Origin of the sequence: Vibrio sp. ArtGut-C1, from assembly GCF_002105475.1 — a bacterium.
In the GTDB taxonomy this organism is placed as follows: Bacteria; Pseudomonadota; Gammaproteobacteria; order Enterobacterales; family Vibrionaceae; genus Vibrio; species Vibrio diabolicus.
The window spans coordinates 53,954-79,981 of record NZ_NCTH01000008.1 but is presented as its reverse complement, the minus strand read 5'-3'; the positions used below and the strand labels follow the sequence as shown (position 1 = coordinate 79,981).

Sequence of the window (26,028 nt, the reverse complement as noted above, 5' to 3'; positions counted from 1 at the left end):
TCTACCCAACCAGCTCAAGATGCAGGATCTTGAGCGATTTAGGTATATTAGTGCAGACCGCCAACGTATTTAGACAGCACTTCGATATCTTCGTCTGTCATTTTCTTCGCGATGTCGCGCATCATGGCATTCATATCATTACCACGGTCGCCATCACGGAATTTTTCTAGCTGAGCTTTGATGTAGTCAGCATGCTGACCAGAAATTTTCGGGAAACCTGAAAGCTCAGTACCATTGCCACGAGGACCATGACATGCAATACATGCGGTTAGGCCACGCTCGGCATCACCAGCGGTATAAAGCGTTTTGCCTTTTGCTACCACATCTTCAGGTGTTGAGTTTTCTGAAACTGGTAGCGAAGCGTAGTAAGCAGATAGGTCTGCGATATCTTCATCGCTCAGTGGCATTGCCATACCACTCATTACAGGATCGTAACGACCTTGTTTACCACCACTTGTCATGCCTAGCTTAAGTTCTTTTAACTGCTTCTCAAGATACTTAGCGTGTTGGCCTGCGAGTTTCGGGTACGTTGTTATTGCACTGTTGCCATCTGCTCCGTGACAGGCGACACAGGTTTGTGATTTTGCTTTACCAGCCTCAATATTACCTTGGGCCCATACTGAGCAACTGGCTAAAAGACTCAAAATTAGCGCTAATTTCTTCATGACATTCCATTATAATTATCAAGCTTCCAGTACCACGGAATGTGAACATACCGCGTACACTCATGGTACAATAGGCGACCTTATGCCGAGCACGGTTATTTTACACATTTTCACAAAAAAGTAATCAATCGACTACACAAAGTCGAGATGGAGTTAACAGTGAGCGTAAAAATTCATTACCAAAATACGCATTTCATCACCAGCGCACCCGATATTCGTCACCTACCGGAAGACGAAGGTGTCGAAATTGCGTTTGCAGGACGCTCAAACGCTGGTAAATCGAGTGCACTTAACCGTCTAACTAATCAAAAAAGCTTAGCCAAGACATCAAAGACACCTGGTCGTACGCAATTAATCAACCTTTTCAAAGTAGAAGAAGGTTGTCACATTGTCGATCTACCTGGATACGGTTTTGCTCAAGTACCGGTAGAGATGAAAAACAAATGGCAGAAATCTTTAGGTGAATACCTACAGAAACGCGAGTGCCTAAAAGGCTTAGTGGTTCTGATGGACATTCGTCATCCAATGAAAGATCTCGACCAGCAAATGATTTTCTGGGCCATCGATAGCCACATTCCTGTGCAAGTTTTGCTAACCAAAGCAGATAAACTAAAAAGTGGCGCACGCAAACAAACCCTGCTGAAAGTTCGCAAACAAGTGGAAACTTTCGGTGGCGACGTTTCCGTTGATGTGTTCTCTTCCCTTAAAGGGTTAGGCGTTGATCAACTGCGCGCAAAACTGGATACCTGGTTTGCACCGGCGCTCGCACACCTGAGAGAAGAAGGCGAACTGGATACCCCAGCAAGCGACGAAGAATAATTAACAATATTTGTTAAATTTTTTCGACACGGCCCTACCATTTGGTGGGGCTTTTGTTTATCTGAGCTAAATAACAGGCAATAAAAATCCCCACCTTCCTGGCAGGGATAACGGGAGAGAAAAATTGGTAATTATTGTTATGTGACGAAGCATTGCTGAACTATCGGATGATTTCAATAGCTTAAAAAGCCGCCTAACTTTAGTTTTCGCTTAATCAACTCACAACCATAACCAATAAAGAAAATACAATTCAACAAGTTAGACAGAAACCTACCCATTTTCCCGTCAACTTAGTTTCCTTCAAGAAAAAATCATAGTGTGATTGGCATAAATTTACAGACTGAATAGTTTGCGAGTTTTTGAAGAAAATTGGAGTGTAGACAATAGGTTAAAGGTGGGAGAAATATAAAGACAAGTCGTTACCAACCCAACACATTGAACAAAAAGAAAAATTTTCTTTCGCCCAATAAAAAACGCCCCAGTCAAAAGCTGACTGGGGCGGCTGAATCAGCCTAATCCAATAACGTGAAACAAAAGGTCTGAAAGATAGAACATCTTACCTCTGTACCCTACGAGTATTAATGTACAACAATTGGTCAGAATTGCAAAGAATTTTTGTAGTTTTTTTTCATGAAATTTTTATTAAGCAACATCAAAGTTAACTTTGCGCTAGCTTTTTTAATCGCAAAAAAAAGCCAGCGTTTGTGCGCTGGCTCATAATTAATTGGTTATTTTGGTCTAAAAGTGACTAATGAGCTTGATCCCAGTTGTCACCGTGCCCTGCTTCTGCAACCAACGGTACTTTTAGCTCTGCTGCAGATTCCATCAATTTCTGTACTTTACTTTCAATTTCGGACAATGATGACTCTTCAACTTCAAAGACCAATTCATCGTGTACTTGCATTAACAACTTCACACGGCCATTGCCTTCTTCCTGAATCCACTGATCAACCAACAGCATCGCTTTCTTAATGATGTCCGCAGCTGTACCTTGCATCGGTGCGTTGATTGCCGCACGTTCAGCAGCTTTACGACGCATACCGTTGCGCGATTTGATTTCTGGTAAATGCAAACGTCGACCAAAAATCGTTTCAACATAGCCCTTATCTGCAGCCGTGCTGCGCGTGTCTTCCATGTACTGCATAACGCCAGGGTAACGCTCAAAGTATTTATCCATGTAGGCTTGTGCTTCGCCGCGAGGGATACCAAGCTGCTTCGCCAAACCAAATTCACTCATGCCATAGATAAGCCCGAAGTTAACGGCTTTAGCACGGCGACGCTGCTCACTGGATACTTGTTCAATATCCAGACCCATAATTTCTGCCGCAGTTGCCGCGTGAATGTCTTTACCATCACGGAAGGCATCTAATAACGCTTGGTCGCCAGAAAGGTGAGCCATGATGCGCAGTTCGATTTGCGAGTAGTCGACCGCTAAGATTTTATGGCCAGCTGGTGCGACAAACGCTTGGCGAATACGACGGCCAGCTTCGTTACGAATTGGAATGTTCTGTAAGTTCGGATCGGTAGAAGATAGACGACCTGTTGCGGTTACCGCTTGATGGTAAGAAGTATGCACACGCCCTGTTGTTGGGTTGATCATCTTCGGCAGCTTGTCCGTGTACGTCGATTTAAGCTTCGCCAAACCGCGATATTCCAAAATCAATTTTGGCAGTGGGTAATCTAGCGCGAGTTCTTGCAGAACTTCTTCATTCGTCGATGGTGTACCTGATGGCGTTTTCTTCACCACCGGTAAACCCATTTTTTCAAATAGGATGGCTTGTAATTGCTTTGGCGAGTTCATGTTGAACTCTTGCTCTGCAATTTCATACGCTTTCTTTTCAAGCTCATCAAGGCGAGCGGTAATCTCTACCGACTGCGCACTCAGCTTCATTTCGTCAATAAAGACCCCGGTGCGTTCAATGCGCGAAAGAACTGGCACCAACGGCATTTCAATCTCTTCGTACACTGTCTTCAGGCTTTCATCCTGCTCGATATTCGCAAACAAGCGATTGTGCAGACGAAGGGTCACATCCGCATCTTCTGCCGCGTATGGCGATGCTTGTTCCAACTCGATTTGGTTAAACGTAAGCTGATTTTTGCCTTTACCTGCAATTTGCTCAAAAGAAATGCAACTATGTTGTAGGAAGCGCAGCGCCAAGCTGTCCATATCGTGTTTACCGCCGACACTGTTGTAAATGTACGATTCCAACATCGTGTCGTGCTTGATACCTTTTAGCTCAATATCATAACGAGCCAATACAGACGCATCATACTTTAAGTTTTGACCAACTTTTGCTTTCGCTGCATCTTCAAGAATTGGCTTAAGCTGTCCTAGAACCCAATCACGATCAAGCTGTTCAGGTGCATCTAGGTAGTCATGTGCAACAGGCACATAAGCGGCAATGCCTTCATCGACAGCGAATGACAAACCAACCAGGTTCGCTAGCATGTAATCTAGGTTGTCGGTTTCCGTATCAAACGCAAACAACTCGGCCGTTTGAAGTTTGTCTAGCCACGCATTGAAGGTTTCTTCATCCAGAATCGTTTCATATTGGCTGCGGTCGATTGTCACTGCGGAAGTTTCCATCTCAGCATGAGAAGAAGATACTTGAGCAGAGCCAGCAAGCTCAACAGCTTCTACCGACCCAGAACCACCTTCAAGTAGCTCGTTCAACCAAGATTTAAACGTCAGTTGACCATACAACTTCACTAGTTCGTCTTTATTTGGTTCCGCTTTCAGCAGTGATTCTGGCGTTTCTTCAAGTTCAACATCCAATTTAATGGTCGCGAGCTCGTACGACAGCATGGCATTTTCTTTGTTATCGATGAGCTTCTTCGCCATGGTTTTAGAACCACGGAAACCGAGCGCAGCAATGTCATCGAGATTTTCATACAGCTTAGTCAGACCGCCAATACCTTGCAGTAGTGCGGTCGCTGTTTTATCACCCACGCCTGGCACACCAGGGATGTTATCTACTTTATCGCCCATCAGCGCTAGGTAGTCGATGATTAACTCAGGTGGAATGCCAAACTTTTCAACCACACCTTCACGATCCATCACGACGTTCGTCATGGTGTTGATCAGGGTAATATTATCATCCACCAACTGCGCCATGTCTTTATCACCAGTACTGATCAATACAGGCATGCCCTTTTGTGATGCTTGATGCGCCAACGTACCAATGACGTCATCCGCTTCGACACCAGGAACACAGATCAGTGGTAAACCCATCGCGCGAATAACATTGTGCAATGGTTCAATTTGGCAACGCAGATCATCCGGCATTGGCGGACGATTAGCTTTGTATTCTGCATACATATCATCACGGAAGGTTTTTCCCTTCGCATCGAAAACCACCGCGATGCGCTCAGACGCAAACTGACGCATCATGCTGCGTAACATGTTCACGACACCGTAAACGGCATTAGTTGGAATTTCACCATTGCTCATGGTGCCCGGGTAGGCGTGAAAAGCGCGATATAGGTAAGAAGAGCCGTCGATAAGGATCAACGGATTTTCAGGAATACTTGCCATAATTGTCTGTATCCAATTCAGTACTTGAGAGATCTGCCTAGGATGCCATGACTGCTGATCCGAATCTATCTTGTTCGCTCGATCTAGGTCGCGTAAATTTTTCGATTTTATTCACGAAGATAACCTCACCCTGTGGATAACTCTGTTTATAGAAATTATCCACTGGTTATCCAATGATAGAAAACACAAAAAACATGTACGTTAAGTTATTGTTTTTAAAAGTTTATTTTATAAAACGGCGAGAAGATCAACGATCCTTAAATGATCATCGTGTGTGGAAAAAATACGAATAGTGACGTCAAATAGAAATCGTAGAAAAGAAAAAAGCGACCCGAATGGGGTCGCCTAGCAGAAGTGGTAAAGCAAATTCTGTAAATAGAGCAGCTTAACCAAGAAGCTATAAATTACACTGGAAGCAATGTGAGCAATGTCGTGTCAAAAAGAATTCGTGCAAGTTCTCGGAAAAATGTTTCATCACTTCTCAACTTTCAGTTAATCAACTTCTGTTAATAAGTCATTCAACGTCCTTGTGAACTCTTCCTCATTCCCTAAGACAGGTTTAATAATAATGATTCTCATTTCGTAGTCAACAGTTAAATGAGAAAAAATCTCATTTATTTTCACATCGCTTTAATGAAATGAACTCGAGATTCACGAAGATTAATTTTTTCTTCAAATTTTTCAATGATATAGCCATTCCTCAATAACAATCGAAGCATAGCAGGAAACTGATTTCGAGATTTCACTTTTAACGTGTTATAGCCTTGCTCAGCCGCCCAATCTTCTTGTGCTTCCAAAAGCAATTGTGCCACGCCTTCATTTCGAGCCTCAGGAACAACACCACCCAACCAGCTATAGAAAACACCATCCTCTAATTCGTAACCTATTTTGAAGCCGACAATCGTGCCATTTTTTTCTGCAACGAGGATTAAACTGTTTTTCTCTTCTAAACGTTGAGTCATGGAGTCTACCGTTTCTCCTTTCGAAAATTCGGTAACACGTGCCACAACTTGAAGTGCTTCTTCCAATGTGCCTTCACGAATCAGCATTGTCATTGTTCTCTTCTCCAAAATAAAAATACCCAAGCACCTTGGATTGTTACTGTTGTAATCCGCCTGAGGTTACTTGGGTATATACAGACGAACAACTCTTGTTGGTCTGGTGTTTCTCACTGAGCGATAATTACTCTTCAGTCGCTTCCGGAGTACGATTTAGGTGTTGAGCAGTTTGTGCATTCTCTTCTGCCAACCACTCAGCCACATCTTTCGCAAAGTACGTTAAGATGCCGTCAGCACCTGCACGTTTGAAGCATAGTAGTGATTCCATCACAATTTCGCGCTCTTTGAGCCAGCCATTCATGATCGCCGCTTTATGCATCGCGTACTCGCCAGATACTTGATAAGCAAATGTCGGTACTTGAAGTTCAGTTTTTACTCGGCGAACTACATCTAAGTATGGCATACCAGGTTTAACCATCACCATGTCCGCACCTTCATTGATGTCTAGCGCCACTTCGTGAATCGCTTCGTCAATGTTTGCTGGGTCCATTTGGTAGTTTTTCTTGTTGCCGCCTTTTAGATTTGAAGAAGAGCCAACAGCATCACGGAATGGTCCGTAGTAGTTCGACGCGTACTTAGCCGAGTAAGCCATGATTTGTGTATGAATGTAGCCCGCATTTTCTAATGCTTCGCGGATCTTACCAATACGGCCATCCATCATGTCTGAAGGCGCGACTACGTCAGCACCCGCTTCTGCATGAGACAAAGCCTGCTTAACCAGTACTTCCGTGGTTTCATCATTCATTACGTAGCCATCTTCATCGATGATGCCGTCTTGGCCGTGCGTCGTGAATGGGTCAAGTGCCACGTCTGTGATCACACCGATTTGAGGAATATGTTCTTTAAGCGCACGTACTGCTCGCTGGACCAAACCTTCTGGGTTGTAGGCTTCAGTAGCACATAAGCTTTTAGCGTCTTGGTTTACGACAGGGAAAAGCGCGATTGCTGGAACGCCTAGATTTGCAAGGTATTGCGCTTCTTCTAGCATTAAATCAATCGACAAACGCTCTACACCCGGCATGGACTCCACGCTCTCACGACGATCTTTACCCATTAGGATGAACATTGGGTAAATCAGATCATTAACAGAAAGTTGGTTCTCAGCCATCAAACGACGACTAAAATCGTGCTTACGTAAACGACGCATACGGCGTGCAGGGAATGGACCTTGAATTGATACAGACACCATTTTCTCCTTGTCTGGACGGTTATGATGATCAAATCATCTGGTGAACAAAATCATATCACTCTTGATGCATGTTGCGAGTGACAATCTGGAAAAAGGTAATGAAAAAAACTGAAAATGACCCAGCACTCACACTCAAGTATACTTCGAATACGAAACCAATCATGAAGCACAGAGAGTAACGATGATCGATACCCACGCGCACATCTATGCCAGCGAATTTGATAACGACCGCGATGAAGTAGTACAACGCGCCTTAGCGCAAGGCATTAATAAGATCCTGTTGCCAAACATCGATCTGGACTCTATTGAGCCCATGCTACAAACCGAAGCGGCATATCCTGACGTGTGCCACTCAATGATGGGACTCCATCCTTGCTATGTGGATAACAACGTTGAGCAAACGTTGGAAGTCATCCGCGGCTGGTTTGAGAAACACAAGTTTATTGCGGTGGGCGAAATTGGTATCGACCTGTATTGGGACAAAACCTATCGCGCCGAGCAAGAGATGGCGTTCGTAGCTCAACTTAACTGGGCAAAAGAGATGGATTTACCAGTCGTTATCCACACTCGTGATTCGATTGAAGAAACACTCACTTTGCTAAGACAAGAGCAAGATGGTCGTCTGCGTGGTGTATTCCACTGTTTTGGAGGCAGTTTAGAAGAAGCGCAAGCAATCAATGAGCTAGGCTTCCACTTAGGCTTGGGTGGCGTATCGACCTTTAAGAATGGCGGGATGGATAAAGTCATTCCACATTTGGATATGCAGTGGGTCATTTTAGAAACCGATTGTCCATACTTAGCGCCTGTACCGCACCGTGGTAAGCGTAATGAACCAGCCTACACTTCTCTCGTTGCACAACGTGTTGCCGACTTGCGTGATGTCGATGTCGCAACTATCGATGCAATAACGACTGAAAATGCCAAAAAGCTGTTTAATATTTAATTCACGAAAATTGAAAAAAGCGACGAAATCAACGTCGCTTTTTTATTACCTAAACTATTGAATGAATGATTCAACCTATTGAAATAATAGAACAACCCACACAAAGTTATTGATAAACATAATAATTAACTAGCAACTCTACTTACCTCTCATATCGCCACTTTACTTCGTCTGTTTTGCAAAACTGTCGACAATTAGACATATTCTTTTTCTATACTGCTTTATGCCCATTAATTAGCACAAATGTAAAACAGCATGAATATGGAAGTTGAAGTGTGTACACATGGTGCTTACTTACAACGCGTACCGCGCAGTTTTTTTCAAAAGCTGCTGGGCATCAAGGAAGTATACGTATGCACAAAGTGTGGTTACGTCATGAAAGTTAAGTAGTTAGCCCAAGAAACAAACCAACCGCAAAAAAAGCGGCTCAATTGAGCCGCTTTTTACATCTACAGTAAACTTATTCTTCGGTTTCCGCTTCTGCCTCTTCGCCTCGACGCGTATAAAAACGCGCAAAGAACAAACCGACTTCAAACAGTAAACACATCGGAATAGCGAGTAAGGTTTGCGAGATCATGTCTGGTGGCGTTAACACCATACCTACGACAAACGCCGCCACAATGATATAAGGCCGTTTCTGTCTTAGATCTTCTGGTGTAGTGGCCCCAGTCCAACACAACAAAATAATCGCAACAGGCACCTCGAATGCGATACCAAACGCCATAAATAGCGCCAGTACAAAATCGAGATAGCTAGAAATGTCGGTCGCAAACTCTACACCACCCAATGAGATAGCAGTAAAGAAGCCAAACACTAGTGGAAACACCACAAAATACGCAAATGCCACACCGCAATAAAACAGCAGTGAGCTGGAAAACAGCAACGGCATAATCAAACGACGCTCATGTTTGTATAAGCCAGGAGCAACAAAGGCCCAAACTTGATACAAAATAAACGGCACCGCAATAAATACCGAAGCGATTAACGTCAACTTCAGTGGCGTGAAAAAGGGTGAAGCCACATCCGTAGCAATCATGGTCGCGCCTTCAGGTAGACGCTCTACTAAAGGTGCGGAAACAAACTCGTAAATGTGGTTAGAGAAATAAATTAGTCCGACAAACACCACCAACACTGCCAAAATTGAGCGCAGTAGTCGGTTGCGAAGCTCCAACAAATGACTAATTAAAGGTTGTGTCTGCTCGACGGTAGACATGGCAAACCTCTTATTAAAAACCAGATCAAAAAGGAGCTACCAATCACTAGTAGCTCCTCCTAATGAGACTATTCGGCTTTCTTATCTGCCGCTGTAACCTTGCTCTCTTCCGCTTTCTCTACCTTTTCTGCTGCTGGCTCTGTTTTTACAGGCTCAGCCTCTGAATCGGTGTTCTTTGCGTAAGGACGATTTACAGATTGCGCTGCCTTCTTCAATTCTTCGACTGAAGATTTCAACTCAGGAGACAAATCATCCATCCCCATTTGCTCTGCTTTGCGCAAGTTTTCTTGCAGCTCTTGGACTTTCAGCTCGTGTGACAATTCGTCTTTGACGCTATTTGCCATACTCTTAGCGGCACCGATAAAGCGAGACACGCTGCGAATAGCATGAGGCAAACGCTCCGGCCCAAGAACGACCAGACCAACAACAGATATTAATACCAGTTCCCAAAAACCGATATCAAACACGTTTTACGCCTGCTCTTTGTCTTTTTTCGTTTCAGGAGCAGCTTCTTTTTTCTGCTGCTCTTCTAGACTTTTTGGTTCGAAGTCTGCGTCTTTGTCATTTTTCGCAGGTTCATCTTCGCTCATCGCTTTTTTGAAGCCCTTAACGGCACCACCCAGATCGCCACCGATACCGCGTAGTTTCTTAGTTCCGAATAGCAATACAACAATTACAGCAATGATTAGAAGTTGCCAAACACTGATACCACCCATTCTCTTTACCTCGGGTCTTTAAATAAACAAAAATATTTCAAGAGTTTAACGTCTATTGACGATAAGCTCGCCAACTAAGCAGCCAAAATGTGACACCTGCGATACCGCTGGCCAACGAAAGCTGCTCAAAAGCATTGTTCACCAATATTGCCGAGCATACGACTAAAGTGGCGCCAACGCCAAATAAAAACTTTCCTGTCGCCTGCTGGCGCTTGCTCTGACGATACCCTTGGTAAAGCTGATCCATTCGTTGGTTCATCGCTTTACCTTGTTTCAGGCTATCGTAAAGCAGCTCTGGCAGTTCCGGTAGCTTCTCCGCCCAAAATGGCGCGCGATCTTTAATCGCATTCACCAAAGCTTGCGGCCCAACTTGATTCATCATCCATTCTTCAAGGAATGGTTTTGCGGTCTCCCACAAATCAAGCTGAGGGTACAGCTGCCTACCAAGACCTTCCACGTACAGCAGCGTTTTTTGCAGCAATACAAGTTGTGGCTGAACCTCCATGTTGAATCGACGTGCCGTGTTGAACAAATTCAACAACACATGACCAAAGGAGATTTCGCACAGTGGCTTAGCAAAAATAGGCTCACACACAATGCGAATCGCGAACTCAAACTCATCGACATTGGTATCGGCAGGCACCCATCCTGAGTCCACATGTAACTCCGCCACTCGGCGGTAGTCTCTATTGAAAAACGCCAGGAAGTTTTCCGCCAGATAACGCTTGTCTTCACTATTAAGTGTACCAACGATTCCGCAATCTAGCCCGATCCACATTGGGTTCTCTGGATGTTCGGGTTTGACGAACACGTTCCCCGGATGCATATCGGCATGGAAGAAGCTGTCTCGGAACACCTGAGTGAAGAACACACTCACGCCGCGCTCCGCGAGCAATTTCATATTGGTGCTATTTGCTTTCAAGCCTTCAATATCAGAGACTTGAATGCCATATATTCGCTCAGAAACCATGACAGTTTCATTACTGAAGTCAGGAAAAACTTCAGGAACATACAATTCTTCGCTGCCTTCAAAGTTGCGGCGCAACTGAATGGCATTCGCCGCTTCACGTCGTAAGTCGAGTTCATCAAGCAATGTTTTCTCGTACTCACGTACAACTTCAACTGGTTTCAAACGACGTGCTTCAGGCATCGCTCCGGCGACTATACGCGCCATTCGGTGCATCAGTTTTAGATCTGAATCAATGACCGGGCGAATATCTGGGCGGATAACCTTTAATACCACTTCTTGGTTAGAGTCTTTTAAACGCGCAGTATGCACCTGAGCAATCGATGCTGACGCCAGTGGTTTGATATCAAACTCGGTAAACCAGTTTTCTAACGGACCACCTAATGCCTGCTCCATCTGCTTTTTTGCTAGCTCACCATCAAATGGCGCGACTTGGTCTTGAAGCAAAGCCAGGGGATCAGCAATGTGCGGAGGAAATAAGTCACGGCGCGTTGACATCATCTGACCGAACTTAATCCAAACTGGCCCCAGCTCTTGCAACGCTAAACGCAGGCGCTCACCGAGTGGTTTTTCTGGATGCTTGCTCTTAATCCAGAACAGGCTTTTGCGCAGTAATAACGGAGCTTTGGTCAGTTGGTGATCGGGAAGCAGCTCATCTAAGCCGTATTCCAGTTGTACTTTGGCGATGTGGTATAAGCGCTTTAGTTCTGCTGGCGTCATGGTTTCTCCAATGCCGGCTTATCTGCATCCAACTTATTCAGCAAAGCAGTCAAGCGAGCTTCAACGCGAGAAGCCTGGCTGCGAACCTCATCAACCTGGTCGCAAAAATACGCCACTTCTAGAGGAGCAGGTGCCAACTTCCACTCTTCAGTCACTACTTGCGCAAGATGACGCTGGTGTTTTTCTGCTTGAGACGCAAGAAAGTTGCCGATGTTTTTTGAACCTTGCACAAAGGTATGTGCGGCGACATCGCCAGTCACGCGAGACAACCACTCTTCAACATCTGGTTTGCAATCCACCATCAACTGAGAGAATTTCTGCGCCAATTGAATATCGCCTTCAAGCTCAAGTTTATCTTGTTTAATAAGGCGAGTGATGTTGGCCTGGTCACGCAGCTCTGGCAACACGCTCAAGTTGAGCGATAAGTAGCAGTTAGGCTGCCCTTCGTAATGACCGAGCACATCAATTTGCTGACTAAAAACGAACGTCAGTGTTTTATTGATCTCTTTCAGGTGAACTTGAATAACTTGACCTTTTAGGCGCGCTAAACGACGGCCCAATGCAGGGTCGTCTTTGATCAGAGTATTCAGTGACGTTTCAATCACAGCGGTGATAAGTGGTTCAAATGGCATGCCGTTAACCCTTAGAATTTATAACCGCGATGCAAAGCCACAATACCACCAGTTAAGTTGTAGTATTTGGTGTTTTCAAAACCTGCGTCTTGCATCATGCCTTCCAGCGTTTCTTGGTCTGGATGCATACGGATTGACTCCGCTAGGTAGCGGTAACTCTCTGAGTCATTCGCAACTAGCTCACCGATTCTCGGCAATAAGTGGAATGAATATGCGTCGTATACTTTCGATAACGGCTCTAGCACTGGTTTCGAAAATTCTAGCACCAATAGACGGCCCCCTGGCTTCAATACGCGGAACATTGAACGAAGCGCTTTGTCTTTGTCAGTCACATTACGCAAACAAAAACTGATGGTGATGGCATCAAAATAATCATCAGGGAACGGCAGTTCTTCTGCGTTGGCTTGAACGTAATGCACGTTACCCACAATACCGTTGTCACGCAGTTTATCGCGACCAACGTTAAGCATTGAATTATTGATATCAGCAAGGATGACATGGCCTTCATCGCCAACAATGCGCGAGAATTTCGCCGTTAAATCACCCGTACCACCACCTAGGTCAAGAATACGTTGGCCAGGGCGAGCACCACTACAATCGATAGTGAAGCGCTTCCAAAGGCGGTGAATACCACCAGACATCAGGTCATTCATGATGTCGTATTTTGTTGCCACGGAGTGGAATACTTCGGCAACCTTAGTCACTTTTTCGTCTTTTGCCACTGTAGAGAAACCAAAGTGAGTGGTTTCATTCTCTAACGCTGTATTGGATTGCAAACTTGTGTCCGTCATTCTAATTCCTCTTAGGCAGCGCTTTCTCTCTGCGGGGCGTTTGCTGACAAATAAAATCGCCCACTGCACTGCGGGCGATTAGTTTACTTTATCCTCAGCCGGATGTCTTTCTACTAACGGGTCATTTTCTGAAAATGAATCACTCTGCGCTAACTGTGCGAGGTCAGAAGAAATTGGTCGTTTGATTTCAACCCCAAGGTGCTTAAAGCTTTCGGCTTGACGAATCACATTCCCGCGCCCTGTGGCAAGCTTGTTCATTGCGCCTTGATAGCTTTGATTCGCCTTATCCAGCGCACCGCCGAGCCCTTCCATGTCGTCCACAAACAATCGTAATTTGTCGTAGAGTTTTGTCGCGCGCTGCGCAATCATTTTGGCGTTTTCATTCTGGCGTTCATTGCGCCATAGATTATCAATGGTGCGCAGTGCCACCAGCAACGTTGTTGGGCTCACCAAAATGATGTTTTGCTCCATCGCGTCTTTGATCAAACTTGGATCGGCTTGAATCGCGACTTGGAAAGCAGGCTCAACCGGAATAAACATCAGCACATAGTCCAAACTCTGAATACCTTTGAGTTTGTGGTAGTCCTTCATGCTTAAACCCTTAATGTGAGCACGCAGTGCGGCTAAGTGCGCACTCAAAGCCTGATCTCGCTCGGCATCAGTTTCGGCGTTGAAATAGCGCTCATAGGCGACTAGCGCCATTTTGGAATCCACAACCACTTGTTTGTTTTGTGGGAGATGAACAATCACATCAGGTTGGTAGCGCTTGCCTGCTTCATTTTGCAAATTCACCTGAGTCTGATATTCGTGCCCTTCACGCAGTCCCGACTCGGCAAGCACCCTCGCGAGCACCACTTCCCCCCAATTACCTTGCTGCTTGTTGTCCCCTTTCAACGCTTGGGTCAAATTAACCGCTTCTCGCGTCATTTGCTCATTCAAACGTTGCAGGTTTTTGAGCTCATGCACTAAGGTATGGCGCTCTTTAGCTTCTTGGCTAAAGCTGTCATTAACGTGCTTTTTGAATCCTTCTAGCTGCTCTCGGAGCGGTGACAACAAACCTTCCAAACTCTGACGGTTTTGCAAGTCGACCTTCGCGGTTTTTTCTTCAAACAGTTGGTTGGCCAAGTGCTCAAATTGCTGTTTCAGGCGCGCTTCCGCTTGCTCTAGAATTTGCAGTTTTTCGGCATTGGCTTGGTTGATTTGCTCATGACGTGCTTGCTGCTCACGCAGTTGCGTTTCTAGACGTGATTTATGCTCACGCATCTGACCAAGCTCATCAAAGTATTGCTGGCGCTCTTGCTTTACGGCCTCGAAGTAACGCAGTTTTTCCATTGCGGCCATCAGCTTTCCGTGTGTTTGGCGTACTTCAAACGCGGCTTTATCGCGCTCATCATCTAATTCATCCAACTCTTGCTGGGCATCGGCAAGGCTTTGTTTAACCTGTTCAAGCTGCTGTTGGTGAAGCTGCTTTTCTGAAACAAGTTGTTGTTCGAGAAGCTGAGTTTGGGTGATAAAACGCTGTTTCACCCACCAACCGACGGCGACACCACTAAGCGTGGCAGCGCAAAGAGAAGAGAGAATGAGAGATTGGTACTCAAGAATCCATTGCATAATAGCGAGTTAGCCTGTGTTTTGTATCTATAACAATGGTATTTAGACACTGGATAAATGTCCAGTTTGTTGGATGAAAAATCCTCGCATACACTAGGCCTTCCTATAATATTCTTTCTTCCGCTCAAATGAACCAAACCGAGCGGCACATCATCACGCAGAGGCATCATGAACGAGCGTCGCGCCCTAGGATTTGGGCTCTCAGCAGTATTACTTTGGTCTACCGTTGCAACCGCATTTAAACTCACGTTGGCAGAATTTACGCCAATCCAAATGCTGTGCATTGCCAGTATCGTCTCTGCGATTGCGCTGACGATAATCTGTGGTGTGCAAGGCAAGTTGGGCCAGTTAAGTGCCACCTTCCTCTCAAACCCTTGGTATTACCTACTGCTTGGGTTGATTAACCCCTTGGCGTATTACGTCATTCTCTTTAAAGCGTATGACTTGCTGCCTGCATCCCAAGCCCAAGCGATCAACTACAGCTGGGCCATTACCTTGACGCTAATGGCTGCTGTTTTCTTAGGGCAGAAGATCCGTGCTAAAGATTGGCTCGCTTGCGGTTTTAGCTATGTAGGCGTGATTGTGATTGCCACGCAGGGCAATGTTCTCGGCATGCAATTCGAGAGCCCGTTGGGCGTGGGACTGGCGCTGCTATCGACACTATTGTGGGCTGGTTACTGGATTTTAAACACCAAAAATAAGGCCGACCCTGTGGTTGGTGTATTACTTGGTTTTTTGGTCGCTATTCCATTTGCCATTGGTTTAAGTATTTATGAAGGTGCGAGCTGGCAGGCAATCTCAATTAAAGGCTGGGCAGCGGTGACGTATGTCGGGCTATTTGAAATGGGGATCACTTTCGTCCTATGGCTAAGCGCCCTCAAATCGACGCAAAACACAGCCCGCATCAGTAATCTGATCTTTGCTTCGCCATTCATCTCACTGATGCTGTTGGCAACCATCATTGGTGAAGAAATTCATCCATCAACCTTGATTGGTTTAATACTGATCATCAGTGGATTAGTGGTCCAACAAGTATCGTGGGGTAAAAAAACCAAAGCCATGAGCACTTCTCAATGATGAACAAAAAACCTCAATAAACGATGCAATGAGTTGGATAAAAAAGAGATATAGCTAACAGTTTAATGATAGAAAGCGCCTTACGCTGCTGGGAATTACCTAAGCGTTGGATACGATACCAACACGGCCCAATAGCTTAAGCTAGATTCTAATACCACTATCTTTGGGCGCTTCAGGACACGTTATTAATTATGTTTCGCTTCGCTATTCCTTCGCCTTTGATGGCAGACTGGCAACAGGCTCTGCAACAATGCTGTGATGCTACTCAAGCTCAGGGACAACTTTATACTCTGAGCGATACCCAGCAGTGGCTATCAACTGAGGTGTCCACCTCGGTTCAAAATCATTGCGCTATCGTCGAAGTGGTAGTGCAAGTTGCCGCTCAATTTACACCGACAGACTTGACGATAAGCCACACATCCTTTGGACAGCAAACCTTGAGCATAGGTCCGATTTGGCTAGCAAATGGCGATCTGTTTGCCGTATTAGCGCTGACTCACCCTGACGATCAAATCACGGTAGTCTCTGCTTGGCTGAGTGCATTAGTGGGGCGAATGAGCTTTGATATCAGCTCACACTACCAGCAAGAACGAACACGCCATCAAACTACAGCGACCACACCATTACCGACGCTGCAAGAGTTTATCGACTGCCTTGAAGACCATATTTGGATAAAAGGCATGGATGGCCTTTATTCGATGACCAACCGAAGCGTAGAAAATGCGTGGCAAAAGACCAACAGTGAGATCATCGGCAAAGACGATTTCGCACTGTTTAGCCACGAACGAGCAGAGAAGTTCATTGAGGCCGATAACTTGGTCGTGGCGACAGGCACGCTGAACATCGTCGAAGAATGCCGCCAAATTGATGAAAACAATAACCCAACTTGGCTAGAAACCATTAAGTCTCCTGTCCGTGATAATGACGGTAACTTAATTGGCATTCTGGGCATGACGCGCAACATCACACGCCGGAAAATGGTCGAAACGCAACTCTCATTGGCGTCCAAAATTTTTAATAACTCACAAGAAGGCATGGTCATTACTGATCGCAATGCCAACATCATTGATGTAAACACAGCCTTTACTCAAATCACCGGCTATCGCTCTGAAGAGGTGATTGGAAAGAACCCTAGAATTCTGCGCTCAGGTCATCATGACCAAGGCTTCTATAAACAGTTGTGGCATCAGCTCGAAACCAAAGGTCAATGGAAAGGCGAGTTCATCAACCGAAAGAAAGATGGCAGCATTTACCCGCAGTTAGCGACCATTAGTGCCGTAATGGACGATAAAAATCATCTCATTAACTACATCTGTGTATTTGAAGATATTTCCGTGCGTAAAGCGCACGAAGAAAAACTGCAGCGCATGGCCTTTTATGATCCGTTAACGAATCTGCCTAATCGCACCCATTTACTTAGCTTGCTTGAACAACACATTGAAACCGGGCACAAGAACCAACAGACGTTTGCCACCCTATTTCTGGATATCGACCATTTCAAGCACATCAACGATAGCATGGGTCACTTTTGTGGTGATCAGTTGCTGTCTAAGTTGGCTATCCGTCTGCAAGATATTCTTCACTTAAATGCGCATGTGGCTCGTATTGGCGGCGATGAGTTCGTGATCATTTTGCCGGACGTCCACAGTGATGTGGCTTTGCTGGAAACCGTCGGCGATATTCTCAGCGTTTTCCAACAACCGTTCGACTTGGCAAATCACGACTCATTGCGCGTCTCGACCAGTATTGGCATAGCCTTATACCCAAGAGACGGCCAAGACAGCGAAACCTTACTCAAAAACGCAGATACGGCGATGTACTTAGCGAAGAAAAATGGGCGCAACGGCTACGCATTTTACTCACCAGATTTAACCGATAAATCGGTATCCCATGTGCGCATTCAATCTGCTTTGCATCAAGCGATAGAAAAGCAGCAACTTCGATTAGAGTTCCAGCCGCAATACAACTTGGAGCAACATGCGATTGTTGGCGTTGAAACCTTATTACGCTGGCAGCACCCCGAATTTGGCCTTGTACCACCAGCCGACTTTATTCCAATTGCAGAAAAAACGGGGCTTATCCAAAGCATTGGCGAGTGGGTCTTGCTACACGCTTGCCAGCAAGGAAATGCTTGGCTGAAACAAGGCGTTGAGTTTGGCAGAATTGCGGTTAATGTGTCGGCATTACAGCTTCAGCAATCGAATTTCATTCAGAGATTGAGCGATATCCTCAATCAAACCGGTTTTCCTGCTCAACGGCTGGATTTGGAGATCACCGAGAGCTTTTTACTGATCGACCCTCAACAAGCCATTGCGTCGTTAAATCAACTAAGAGGCTTAGGCATCGAGATTTCTCTGGATGATTTCGGCACAGGCTATTCGTCTTTGTCTTATTTGAAAGGTTTACCCATCAATAAGCTGAAAATTGATCGTTCGTTTGTCAGTGATGTACCCAGCAACAGCGATAGCAATGCGATTGTGAATGCGATTATCGCCATGGGCAAAACACTGTCATTGAAAGTGGTAGCGGAAGGAATAGAAACTCAGGAGCAAGCCGATTACTTGTTCGAAAAAGGCTGTGTTTACGGTCAAGGGTATCTTTTTAGCCGACCTGTAAGTGCGGAAAAACTTTTTCGTTGAGCCAGCTTGTCGCCCAAGTCATTCTCGTGGAGCCATATCCTCGGGGATGGTTTGTCTTGGTTGACTTTGAGTTGATTGACACAACTCTAGACGCTCAACCAAAATATTAATGCAGACCAATAGCGGTACACCAATTAATAGCCCCATACCGCCCCAAAGCCAACCCCAGAACACGAGCCAAACGAAGATCACTAACGGATTTAAGTTGAACCTTTTCCCTAATAACGTTGGCGTGACAAACTGACTTTCAATCAAGTTGATCAACAAATAGATAGACACCACAGTGAGCATAAAACTGACCGACTCCAACTGCAGATAAGCCACAAAACCGAAACTCACCATGGAGATGACTGGGCCGAGATACGGCGCAAAATTCATCACGCCAGCAAACGCACCCCACAAGAACGGGTCCTCAAGGCCTAAAACAAAAAACACCGCCCCAACACTCAACCCAAGTCCCGCATTCACCAACGTGATAGTGCCAATGTATCGAGATAGGTCTTTCTGTAGTGCTTTGACCAGTTCAATCGCTTGGCGCTGCTTGGCAAACCCATGCAAGTACGACACTGACTTTCGAAATAAGCTGCGTCCGTGATTGAGCATAAAATAAACCATAAACAGCACGATCATCGCTTGTGTCAAAATGGTCGGCGTCGTGGTCGCGAGTGTCTTCACCAAAGAAAATACGGTATTGTTCCCGACTTCATCCATACCCATATCGCTGGCAATATTCAGCGGCGTATTAAGGTGATCCGCCGAGGCTTGAGTCACTTCGCTCACTTCTTGCGACACATTTTTCACGATACTGGGTAGTTCAGACCACCACTGCTTGGCAGGCTCCGACATGGCAGCAAGGCCAATAATTGAAGCTCCAACCAAGAATGACAGAGTCACCACGACGGTAATCGCGCGCGGTAAACCTTTGTCTTCAAGATAGTTAATGAAAGGACTGCATAACAGAGAAATAAAGGTACTAAGCACAATAGGTAACAAGATTGGCTTAGCAAAATACAACCCAGGAACGAGCAATAAGACAAGAAGGGTTGCACCAATCGCGGTGTTGGCAGGGATGTTCAATTTCGCTGTCATAAAAAGGCTCAAGGTCGGTAGGAATGATTATCGGCGAAAGCCGTTATTGGGGTTGCTCGACTTCTGCTTATGTCGCGGTCTCTTCTGTCGAAGCAGTATTGCTTGCTTGTGGTTCAGCATTTTGACCTTGTTCTACGCCCGACTGGTTAGAAGACGCGGCCCTAACTGGCTTGGCAAGCGAATCCGTCAGTTCGGAGACACTACTCGCCAATAGCCCCATGGAAGAGATAGAGGAAGTCAATCGAGACAATCGACCCGCTTTGGCAGCGGTAACGGCAACGACAGCACTAATACCTAGCGTCGTCCAAGGATTTTCTTTCACAAACTTCTTAGTGGTAAACGTGAACATTTCCATCGACAAGCAGCATTGCTCTAAAGATGCCTTACCTTCCATCCGCTTGATTCGCATGGCTCGATTGAGCTTTTGTAGCGAGCGCATCCCACCCCTCCTGCAACTGTTCTGTCGTATTTTTGAATCCAAGGAAACCAACTAAACGCTTCTGCCACCAAGCTAAAGACAATAATGCCAAACCTAAGGACGCAATAAATACGCCCACGGCAACATACACGTTAGCGGTCAGCTGATAAGCCACCACACCAGAGGCAAGGCACAAACTGAACACGAACAATACCGACAATAAGGTAAAAACAATGGTGCACAGCAAAATCTGTCGCGTTGCGGACGCATTAATTTTCACCTCCAAGAGGAACAAATCCAACGTTGAACCCGACCACGCTTTCAGCGATTGAGTCAATTGGTCCAGTTGTGAAAGAATACTGCTCAAACCATTGATGGTTTGTTGGATATCCTGCTCTTCTGCCCCACTTGGGGCTCGACCGCTGTCTGCTGCGGCCGAGCCTGGTTGCTGGTTGGTGACTTGTCCGGAGTTATTCATTGGAACCCTCGCCTTCTGTTATGTGGCTTAATCCGTTAGAGCGTGATTATTTGATCAGCTTCGAAACCGCCCAACCCGCAAGGAAGGCACAACCAATGCTCAGCAATGGACGCTCCTTGATAACGTTCTCTGCCGACTTGGTCGCCTGCTGAACGTGTTCCGCGCCCACATCAAATTTCTCTTTAGCTTGGTCTTTCATTGCGCCGACGGCTTCCGTCGTGGCTTGCTCCGCCAAGTGATATGCTTCTCCTAACTGCTCTTGAGGTTTTACTGTGCTTTCTTTTGTTGTAGCCATAACTAGCCTCCGTTGATGAGTTGAGTAGTAAATCAAGTGAAACAACTTTTGAACTCACTTACTCACTACAAAGCCATATCCGTGCCAAAATTATAAGCACATGTTTTTATTTAATTTTTGTTTTGTTTCACGACAAATCCTTATCTGTACGTGTAATTCTTTCCAGACTTCCCCAACATTCTTGTAATTTTTTCTTAGCGCCTCGTCTGCAACTCTCCAATTCTTGCGCAATAAACTCATAACCAATTGATTAATAGAAAAATAACATTCATTGGCATACAACCTGCAACTAAAGATGAAACATCTGTGTTTGTTCCCCATACGTACAAACACTCCCATCACCAATCAAATCAGGAGTGAGATATGAAAAATGAAAATATCGCCTCAATCATTGAGCTTATCGAGAGCGGAAATGACATTTACAACAAGGCCATTGAGAACATTGACAACACTTCTTTGAATAATGTGTTGGTGGAACTGCTTAGAGTACGTGAGCGAGCGGTGCTTGAGCTTACTCCCTACACATTGGCAAATAACCAGGAAGACTCTGCCGACGACACTCCGGTTTCCTACACCATTAAAGCGCGTGAGGTGTACAGCGATGTGATGAAGGAGGTGTCTTCTGACAAAGAGTCCATGTATTTGGAACAGCTCGAAGGTGTTGAAAGCAAGGTGCTCAAAGAGATCGAAAACCTAATTACTAGCCACCCAGAGCAAGCGGATAATTCGGTTCTACTGAAAGTTCGCAGTGATATCAAAAGCTGTAAAGAAAAGCTCAGCAGCATCAGCCTTATCAGCTGATCCTTAGTGGTCGCCTTTGCAATCAAGCGCTGGCAGAGAAAATGGCCAACTCGTTTTGGCCATTTCTGATAAGACCACTGGCACCTCAATACAACCAAAACTAGAAAACACTAAACCGAGTAATCAACACGGTAGTCATAAATAAAGAGGTCAGTATGACATTGGATAATAATCGAGTAAGGGAGCTACTCGTAAAAATGACACACCATCGCCAAACGTGTTTGCCTCTCGTTAATCCGCAATCGCATATGACACTCGCAAGAGCGGCGTATCGATTCGTTAAAATAGAAAAAGTGATGATCAAAAAGATGGCGAAGTTGTTCTTCGACCAAGATGGTGAACAATTCATTGCAGAAAATGCCACCGAATACGGCGTTGCCGAATTAGGTAATTACAAAGAAATGCATTTCATGAACAAGTTGTTGTTAGATGATTTAAAAGCGCTACTCAGAGCCATTGACGACACCAACTTAACGGCGCTTGTTTCTTACTGGTTAGCTGCTTTACAAGTCGAAAACGATGAAATTGAAAAGCACTTACCCCAGGGTGAGTAGTCATACTCACCCCCTTCTTCCTTTCACTTCGAGAACGATAAATAGACGCTCTCTCAAATACAAAAAATGCCGATATAAAAAAGCCGCTGCACCTACGCAGCGACCTTATTGGTTCCCTCAAAACCACGACTAAACCGGTAAACAAAGGCACGCTATAGGGCACTAGGCAAATAGCGCGTTATCCACCGCTTATCTGTTTTAAAGCTAAGCCGATTTACTTCTCCCGCTTGGGACAAATACGTTCAACGATTTTGGACGAAGCTTGATCGCTAATTGCTCATCAGAATAAAGCTCACCATCAATCACATACTCAATCGGTTTGTTCGCAGAAATAGTGACATTCTGAGCCGTCGCGTATTGAAAATGAGTCGATTCCTCCTGCGCACCTACGCTGGTTAATGTCAGATCAGACAATGCGATGAGGCGTCCGCCTAAAGATTCGGTGTTATCTAAATACGTGATATGCAGCTTGCCATCGTCAGGCTGCGGAGCACCACCACCTTGCGCGAGCAACGTACTAAAAGGAGCGATGTTCGCAACGACAAAGCTATGAACTTCTAGCGTTTGTGATCCATTTTCGCGGTTTCCATCTTCAAATGGCGCATCCATCGCAACAGTCAACGTCTGCGTCTCTTCCGCCACCACCGCGTTAAAAAAGCCCGTTAAGTAGGCCAATTGTCCAAAGGTGTTTTTCTCTTCTCGCTGCGCATGCTCGATCATTTTCTGCTCTAGGCCAATACCTAGGACTAACAATATAAGCCTCTGATTACACTCCGCCGTATCAATACGCTGGCAGTGACCTGCTAGCAATGCTTCACACGCTTTTTCGACTGGTGAGAATTTTGCGCCAACTCCATAGAGCACATGACATAACGCATTGGCGGTTCCGAGCGGAACAATGCCGAGTTTGATGTCGGTACCCACCAACTGGCTCGCCACTTCCGTCACTGTGCCATCGCCACCCGCTACGATAATTTGCTTAGCACCACTTTCTTTTGCCTGCAGCGTGAGCTGCTCAGCGCTGAGATTTGTGGTGGTTTGATGAATACTCAAGCGATATTTTTTGGTTAGTTCACGAATCAAGTGCTGTTCGTTTTCCTCCCATTTTCCGCCACCTGCAACAGGGTTAACCACCATCCAAGTGGACTGATCCAGACCCAGTACGCCTTTTTCACTTATCGCTCGTAACGTTTTGATCTGCAATTTATTCAATCTCGCGGTACTGCGCACGTCATTGATTTTTTTCATCACAGATTCAACCGTCAGCGACGGATCTTTGCTCAGTAGATACGCCGCAACAACAAACACCGATCGACCACGCCCTAACGCACAATGCACAACCACAGCTCGCGAGCACGAGATTTGCGTATCAATCCAGTTAATCGCATGACGCAAGCGTTCCAACGTTGGGGCTTTGTGGTCGAGCACCGGAATCGAAAGGTAATGAAACTGCTTGTCGGTCATCGCACTTTCAAGCCCAGCAAATTCTGCGGTGACATCGACAATACAAGAGATGTCATTGGATTCGAGAAAATCTAAGTCACTCTGAAATAGCCGACGGGAGAGGTATAAATTATCGCTGACTTTTTGGATTGGAGGCACAGTATCGCGCCGTCTTTCCCAGGCATTATATGCTCTAGCGCCCAGTAAAAAGGGGATGAATGCCCAGCGGATCCACCTGACAATCTTGCCGTCTTGGTTTTTTCTAAAAATGGAGGGAATGTCGAAAACGTAGGCTACGCTGACTAATGCTAAAGAAAGAGATACCCATAAGAACAACAGGCTAACCATGATTTGGGGAATATAAATAGCGGCCAATAAACTGATCAGAGCGCCAAGAATATAATATTTGATGATAAACATTCGCTCTCCTTGCCTTCAGCGAGTGCGCTTTTTTAGTGAAAGTGAGAATAAGCTGGTTTTAGTTTAGGCTAATTAGCTTGGTAAACGCTTTGATTGGGCCCCTTCCCGTGCCGAAATGGCACGAAAAGGACCAATACTCCACCTAACTAGCCATTTCTTCGACGTAGCTATCCGCTAGTTTCATTTTCTGCTGATCGGTCATCACCTTACCGGCCAATTGGAAAAAACGCTGCTCTTCTTCTTCGAGGTGGTGCAATACTTTGTGACGCAAAGTTTTCATGAGGTTGAGCCATGCTGGCGAGCTCATGTCGGTTGCATCAAGCTGTGCAATCACTTTATCAATCTCGTGGTGCTCTGCGATGCCATGACGAGTAAGATCGATGGTTTTATCGCTCTCAATTAAAGGCGCGTAGAAAAAGCGCTCTTCTGCGGCGGCGTGCCGTTCGAGTTCATCCTTAAGATTGTGGTAAAACTCTTCGCGTGCAGGGGAATCTCCAGACGTTTCCATCAGAGCATCGAGTAAAAGGCGTTGCTTTTCATGACTCTCTTTTAGTACATCAAATATGTTTTTCATCTTTGACTCCTTATCTGATTGTAAACAATTGAGATAAAAGGAAGGGCGGTGATTGACCGCCCTTCTCTTACATTGCTGTGAACAAAAAGCTGACCTGACTCGACTAACAATCTTGGTCTTCTGCGTTCAAGTTCTCTTTAATATTTTCGCACTCATCTTCAATCGCGTTTTGAGTTTCTTCGGCGGCTTCATCTATCTTCTTGCCTGCCTGTTCCATTGGCCCTTCTTCACTACAAGCAGCCAGTGCGAACACCAAACCAAATACTGCGGCGATACGGTAAATTAATGACGTAAGTCGCATGAAATCTCCTATCTATTTACGTTTTTTCTTCCTAGCAGAACAATCACTATTGATACAATTAATGACAATAGGAATAGGTAAAATATCACTTGCGCGATAGAGGTCGCCGCCCCTGCAATACCAGTAAAACCTAGTAGTGCAGAAACCAGTGCCAAAGCCAGAAAAATAAACATCCAACGAACCATAGTGTTACCTCCTAATAAAATTGGGTTAGGTCACTCGGCTCGTTATTATTGAACCACTTCTAGCTTATCAATCACCTTATTTACATCATTGGTATTATTTGCAATTGAAAGTGCAAGATCATGCTCCGCATCTGAATTAACCTTACCTGCCAACGTTACCGTTTTACGTTCCGTCGTTACATCAATGTCCGTACCACTTACATTGGTATCCATCAGTAGGCGCGTTTTAACTATAGTCGTGATTTTAGAGTCGGTCAGTGTGGCTAATGCCTCTGAATCGGTTTCTTTCTTACCTTCATTCACCACTGACAATTCGTTATTTACTTCTTTCACACCATCAAGACCTGTTACAAGCTCTTCGGCAAGCGATTTTTCAAGGTCATTGTTTACCGAACCAGAAAGGGTAACTACCTGATTTTCAACATCGGTGTTGATATCAAAAGAGTTAAGGTTACTGTTTAGCAGCAGCGTCGTTTCAGCTTTACCATCTAGCCAAGCGTCCATGGATTCTTTTTCCCATTTATCACTCGCTAAGACTGCTGTAGATGAAGTAGCAAGAACTGACGTAAGTACAATTTTAGCTGCGATGTTATTCATGGTAATTCTCCTTTATTGACGTTGTATTTCCATAGGAGCAAACCATGTGCCAAGTTTGTAACTTGTTATTTTTAAAGGAATAATAAAAACAAGAGATAAAAATAAGACGAACAAGAAAATATAAGCATGAATTATTTACACAGAAGAAATGTAATTTTTAATCGTTAATAATTTCGCAATCAATTACATAATACGCCAATAAAAGATGAGACATTATTTCTTCAACTTCACTTAATCGCAGAATTATTATTTAAAACGTGAGACACCCGAATAAAGAAGCAATATTTATCAGAATTAT

General features: G+C 45.1%; 26 protein-coding genes. 6 read left to right on the top strand and 20 right to left on the bottom strand.

The annotated features are described in order from the left end of the window. Positions 1–47 precede the first annotated feature (47 nt). The gene (locus tag B7360_RS09295) at positions 48–665 is read right to left on the bottom strand and encodes a cytochrome c (RefSeq protein ID WP_005379248.1); all 618 of its coding nucleotides are present in this window, start codon (positions 663–665) and stop codon (positions 48–50) included. A gap of 159 nt (positions 666–824) precedes the next feature. Between B7360_RS09295 and yihA the strand changes: the two genes are divergently transcribed. After that, positions 825–1,484, top strand: coding sequence for a ribosome biogenesis GTP-binding protein YihA/YsxC (gene yihA / locus B7360_RS09290; protein WP_085343371.1), 660 nt, complete (start codon positions 825–827; stop codon positions 1,482–1,484). Between the two features lie 748 nt (positions 1,485–2,232). Here the strand turns inward: yihA and polA are convergent. The 3 genes from polA to hemB form a co-directional block, all read right to left on the bottom strand. Continuing rightward, complete coding sequence (gene polA, locus B7360_RS09285; protein ID WP_085343370.1) at positions 2,233–5,019, bottom strand: DNA polymerase I; 2,787 nt, start codon at positions 5,017–5,019, stop codon at positions 2,233–2,235. Between the two features lie 620 nt (positions 5,020–5,639). Further along, positions 5,640–6,074, bottom strand: coding sequence for a GNAT family N-acetyltransferase (locus B7360_RS09280; RefSeq protein ID WP_012841227.1), 435 nt, complete (start codon positions 6,072–6,074; stop codon positions 5,640–5,642). Positions 6,075–6,201: 127 nt separating this feature from the next. Then, complete coding sequence (hemB, locus tag B7360_RS09275) at positions 6,202–7,263, bottom strand: porphobilinogen synthase (RefSeq protein ID WP_031777176.1); 1,062 nt, start codon at positions 7,261–7,263, stop codon at positions 6,202–6,204. 184 nt (positions 7,264–7,447) lie between these two features. Here hemB and B7360_RS09270 point away from each other — a divergent pair, with 184 nt between their 5' ends. Next, complete coding sequence (locus B7360_RS09270) at positions 7,448–8,209, top strand: TatD family hydrolase (RefSeq protein ID WP_085343369.1); 762 nt, start codon at positions 7,448–7,450, stop codon at positions 8,207–8,209. A 460-nt stretch (positions 8,210–8,669) separates the two neighbouring features. On the opposite strand, the gene tatC is transcribed toward B7360_RS09270, so the two are convergent. The 7 genes from tatC to rmuC all read right to left on the bottom strand — a co-directional run bounded on the left by tatC (position 8,670) and on the right by rmuC (position 14,859). Then, positions 8,670–9,422, bottom strand: coding sequence for a twin-arginine translocase subunit TatC (tatC, locus tag B7360_RS09265; RefSeq protein ID WP_005394442.1), 753 nt, complete (start codon positions 9,420–9,422; stop codon positions 8,670–8,672). 68 nt (positions 9,423–9,490) lie between these two features. Then, positions 9,491–9,889 (bottom strand): Sec-independent protein translocase protein TatB, encoded by a 399-nt coding sequence (tatB, locus tag B7360_RS09260; protein ID WP_005382959.1) that lies wholly within the window; start codon positions 9,887–9,889, stop codon positions 9,491–9,493. Between the two features lie 3 nt (positions 9,890–9,892). Then, on the bottom strand, positions 9,893–10,138 hold the full coding sequence (gene tatA / locus B7360_RS09255; protein ID WP_005382958.1) for a Sec-independent protein translocase subunit TatA: 246 nt from the start codon (positions 10,136–10,138) through the stop codon (positions 9,893–9,895). A 52-nt stretch (positions 10,139–10,190) separates the two neighbouring features. Beyond that, positions 10,191–11,825, bottom strand: a complete 1,635-nt coding sequence (ubiB, locus tag B7360_RS09250; protein ID WP_085343368.1) for a ubiquinone biosynthesis regulatory protein kinase UbiB — start codon at positions 11,823–11,825, stop codon at positions 10,191–10,193. Next, positions 11,822–12,457 (bottom strand): SCP2 domain-containing protein, encoded by a 636-nt coding sequence (locus tag B7360_RS09245; RefSeq protein WP_005394440.1) that lies wholly within the window; start codon positions 12,455–12,457, stop codon positions 11,822–11,824. Before B7360_RS09245 ends, ubiB begins: the two co-directional genes overlap by 4 nt. A gap of 11 nt (positions 12,458–12,468) precedes the next feature. After that, positions 12,469–13,248 (bottom strand): bifunctional demethylmenaquinone methyltransferase/2-methoxy-6-polyprenyl-1,4-benzoquinol methylase UbiE, encoded by a 780-nt coding sequence (ubiE, locus tag B7360_RS09240; RefSeq protein ID WP_005394436.1) that lies wholly within the window; start codon positions 13,246–13,248, stop codon positions 12,469–12,471. Between the two features lie 78 nt (positions 13,249–13,326). Continuing rightward, positions 13,327–14,859: a DNA recombination protein RmuC gene (gene rmuC / locus B7360_RS09235; protein WP_005394435.1), complete on the bottom strand. Its 1,533-nt coding sequence runs from the start codon at positions 14,857–14,859 to the stop codon at positions 13,327–13,329. A 168-nt stretch (positions 14,860–15,027) separates the two neighbouring features. Here rmuC and B7360_RS09230 point away from each other — a divergent pair, with 168 nt between their 5' ends. Continuing rightward, positions 15,028–15,936: a DMT family transporter gene (locus B7360_RS09230; protein ID WP_006741770.1), complete on the top strand. Its 909-nt coding sequence runs from the start codon at positions 15,028–15,030 to the stop codon at positions 15,934–15,936. 191 nt (positions 15,937–16,127) lie between these two features. Beyond that, the gene (locus B7360_RS09225; RefSeq protein WP_085343367.1) at positions 16,128–18,575 is read left to right on the top strand and encodes a bifunctional diguanylate cyclase/phosphodiesterase; all 2,448 of its coding nucleotides are present in this window, start codon (positions 16,128–16,130) and stop codon (positions 18,573–18,575) included. An 18-nt stretch (positions 18,576–18,593) separates the two neighbouring features. On the opposite strand, the gene B7360_RS09220 is transcribed toward B7360_RS09225, so the two are convergent. From B7360_RS09220 to B7360_RS09205, 4 genes are all read right to left on the bottom strand, one after another. Beyond that, entirely contained in the window at positions 18,594–19,664 is a 1,071-nt protein-coding gene (locus B7360_RS09220; protein WP_006741768.1) for an AI-2E family transporter, read from the bottom strand. A gap of 67 nt (positions 19,665–19,731) precedes the next feature. Then, on the bottom strand, positions 19,732–20,058 hold the full coding sequence (locus B7360_RS09215; RefSeq protein ID WP_085343366.1) for a hypothetical protein: 327 nt from the start codon (positions 20,056–20,058) through the stop codon (positions 19,732–19,734). Then, positions 20,048–20,560, bottom strand: a complete 513-nt coding sequence (locus tag B7360_RS09210; protein ID WP_085343365.1) for a hypothetical protein — start codon at positions 20,558–20,560, stop codon at positions 20,048–20,050. Before B7360_RS09210 ends, B7360_RS09215 begins: the two co-directional genes overlap by 11 nt. A 46-nt stretch (positions 20,561–20,606) precedes the next feature. Next, the gene (locus B7360_RS09205) at positions 20,607–20,855 is read right to left on the bottom strand and encodes a hypothetical protein (protein WP_085343364.1); all 249 of its coding nucleotides are present in this window, start codon (positions 20,853–20,855) and stop codon (positions 20,607–20,609) included. Positions 20,856–21,218: 363 nt separating this feature from the next. Between B7360_RS09205 and B7360_RS09200 the strand changes: the two genes are divergently transcribed. Both B7360_RS09200 and B7360_RS09195 read left to right on the top strand, forming a co-directional pair. Continuing rightward, positions 21,219–21,656 carry a DUF2383 domain-containing protein gene (locus tag B7360_RS09200; protein ID WP_005394423.1) on the top strand — a complete coding sequence of 146 codons (438 nt, stop codon included), beginning with the start codon at positions 21,219–21,221 and terminating at the stop codon, positions 21,654–21,656. Between the two features lie 155 nt (positions 21,657–21,811). Then, positions 21,812–22,210, top strand: coding sequence for a hypothetical protein (locus B7360_RS09195; RefSeq protein WP_005379193.1), 399 nt, complete (start codon positions 21,812–21,814; stop codon positions 22,208–22,210). A gap of 204 nt (positions 22,211–22,414) precedes the next feature. Here B7360_RS09195 and B7360_RS09190 read toward each other — a convergent pair whose 3' ends face one another. The 5 genes from B7360_RS09190 to B7360_RS09170 all read right to left on the bottom strand — a co-directional run bounded on the left by B7360_RS09190 (position 22,415) and on the right by B7360_RS09170 (position 25,730). Then, a complete protein-coding gene (locus tag B7360_RS09190; RefSeq protein WP_085343363.1) occupies positions 22,415–24,073 on the bottom strand; it encodes a diacylglycerol kinase family protein in 1,659 nt (552 codons plus the stop codon). A 142-nt stretch (positions 24,074–24,215) separates the two neighbouring features. Continuing rightward, positions 24,216–24,647 (bottom strand): hemerythrin domain-containing protein, encoded by a 432-nt coding sequence (locus B7360_RS09185; RefSeq protein ID WP_085343362.1) that lies wholly within the window; start codon positions 24,645–24,647, stop codon positions 24,216–24,218. A gap of 103 nt (positions 24,648–24,750) precedes the next feature. Continuing rightward, entirely contained in the window at positions 24,751–24,948 is a 198-nt protein-coding gene (locus B7360_RS09180; RefSeq protein WP_048624594.1) for a hypothetical protein, read from the bottom strand. An 8-nt stretch (positions 24,949–24,956) separates the two neighbouring features. Continuing rightward, positions 24,957–25,133: a DUF1328 domain-containing protein gene (locus B7360_RS09175; protein ID WP_085343361.1), complete on the bottom strand. Its 177-nt coding sequence runs from the start codon at positions 25,131–25,133 to the stop codon at positions 24,957–24,959. Between the two features lie 45 nt (positions 25,134–25,178). Then, positions 25,179–25,730, bottom strand: coding sequence for a BON domain-containing protein (locus B7360_RS09170; RefSeq protein WP_047009372.1), 552 nt, complete (start codon positions 25,728–25,730; stop codon positions 25,179–25,181). Positions 25,731–26,028 lie beyond the last annotated feature (298 nt).

Bases quoted from the DNA above. Each gene is read 5' to 3' on its own strand.
- B7360_RS09205 (WP_085343364.1), bottom strand. From the start codon at position 20,855: ATGGCTACAACAAAAGAAAGCACAGTAAAACCTCAAGAGCAGTTAGGA.
- tatC (WP_005394442.1), bottom strand. From the start codon at position 9,422: ATGTCTACCGTCGAGCAGACACAACCTTTAATTAGTCATTTGTTGGAG.
- ubiE (WP_005394436.1), bottom strand. From the start codon at position 13,248: ATGACGGACACAAGTTTGCAATCCAATACAGCGTTAGAGAATGAAACC.
- B7360_RS09280 (WP_012841227.1), bottom strand. From the start codon at position 6,074: ATGACAATGCTGATTCGTGAAGGCACATTGGAAGAAGCACTTCAAGTT.
- B7360_RS09270 (WP_085343369.1), top strand. From the start codon at position 7,448: ATGATCGATACCCACGCGCACATCTATGCCAGCGAATTTGATAACGAC.
- B7360_RS09215 (WP_085343366.1), bottom strand. From the start codon at position 20,058: ATGGAAGGTAAGGCATCTTTAGAGCAATGCTGCTTGTCGATGGAAATG.
- rmuC (WP_005394435.1), bottom strand. From the start codon at position 14,859: ATGCAATGGATTCTTGAGTACCAATCTCTCATTCTCTCTTCTCTTTGC.
- B7360_RS09220 (WP_006741768.1), bottom strand. From the start codon at position 19,664: ATGACAGCGAAATTGAACATCCCTGCCAACACCGCGATTGGTGCAACC.
- B7360_RS09185 (WP_085343362.1), bottom strand. From the start codon at position 24,647: ATGAAAAACATATTTGATGTACTAAAAGAGAGTCATGAAAAGCAACGC.
- B7360_RS09195 (WP_005379193.1), top strand. From the start codon at position 21,812: ATGACATTGGATAATAATCGAGTAAGGGAGCTACTCGTAAAAATGACA.
- B7360_RS09245 (WP_005394440.1), bottom strand. From the start codon at position 12,457: ATGCCATTTGAACCACTTATCACCGCTGTGATTGAAACGTCACTGAAT.
- B7360_RS09175 (WP_085343361.1), bottom strand. From the start codon at position 25,133: ATGGTTCGTTGGATGTTTATTTTTCTGGCTTTGGCACTGGTTTCTGCA.
- B7360_RS09295 (WP_005379248.1), bottom strand. From the start codon at position 665: ATGAAGAAATTAGCGCTAATTTTGAGTCTTTTAGCCAGTTGCTCAGTA.
- ubiB (WP_085343368.1), bottom strand. From the start codon at position 11,825: ATGACGCCAGCAGAACTAAAGCGCTTATACCACATCGCCAAAGTACAA.
- tatA (WP_005382958.1), bottom strand. From the start codon at position 10,138: ATGGGTGGTATCAGTGTTTGGCAACTTCTAATCATTGCTGTAATTGTT.
- B7360_RS09170 (WP_047009372.1), bottom strand. From the start codon at position 25,730: ATGAATAACATCGCAGCTAAAATTGTACTTACGTCAGTTCTTGCTACT.
- B7360_RS09180 (WP_048624594.1), bottom strand. From the start codon at position 24,948: ATGCGACTTACGTCATTAATTTACCGTATCGCCGCAGTATTTGGTTTG.
- B7360_RS09190 (WP_085343363.1), bottom strand. From the start codon at position 24,073: ATGTTTATCATCAAATATTATATTCTTGGCGCTCTGATCAGTTTATTG.
- B7360_RS09210 (WP_085343365.1), bottom strand. From the start codon at position 20,560: ATGAATAACTCCGGACAAGTCACCAACCAGCAACCAGGCTCGGCCGCA.
- B7360_RS09230 (WP_006741770.1), top strand. From the start codon at position 15,028: ATGAACGAGCGTCGCGCCCTAGGATTTGGGCTCTCAGCAGTATTACTT.
- B7360_RS09200 (WP_005394423.1), top strand. From the start codon at position 21,219: ATGAAAAATGAAAATATCGCCTCAATCATTGAGCTTATCGAGAGCGGA.
- polA (WP_085343370.1), bottom strand. From the start codon at position 5,019: ATGGCAAGTATTCCTGAAAATCCGTTGATCCTTATCGACGGCTCTTCT.
- B7360_RS09225 (WP_085343367.1), top strand. From the start codon at position 16,128: ATGTTTCGCTTCGCTATTCCTTCGCCTTTGATGGCAGACTGGCAACAG.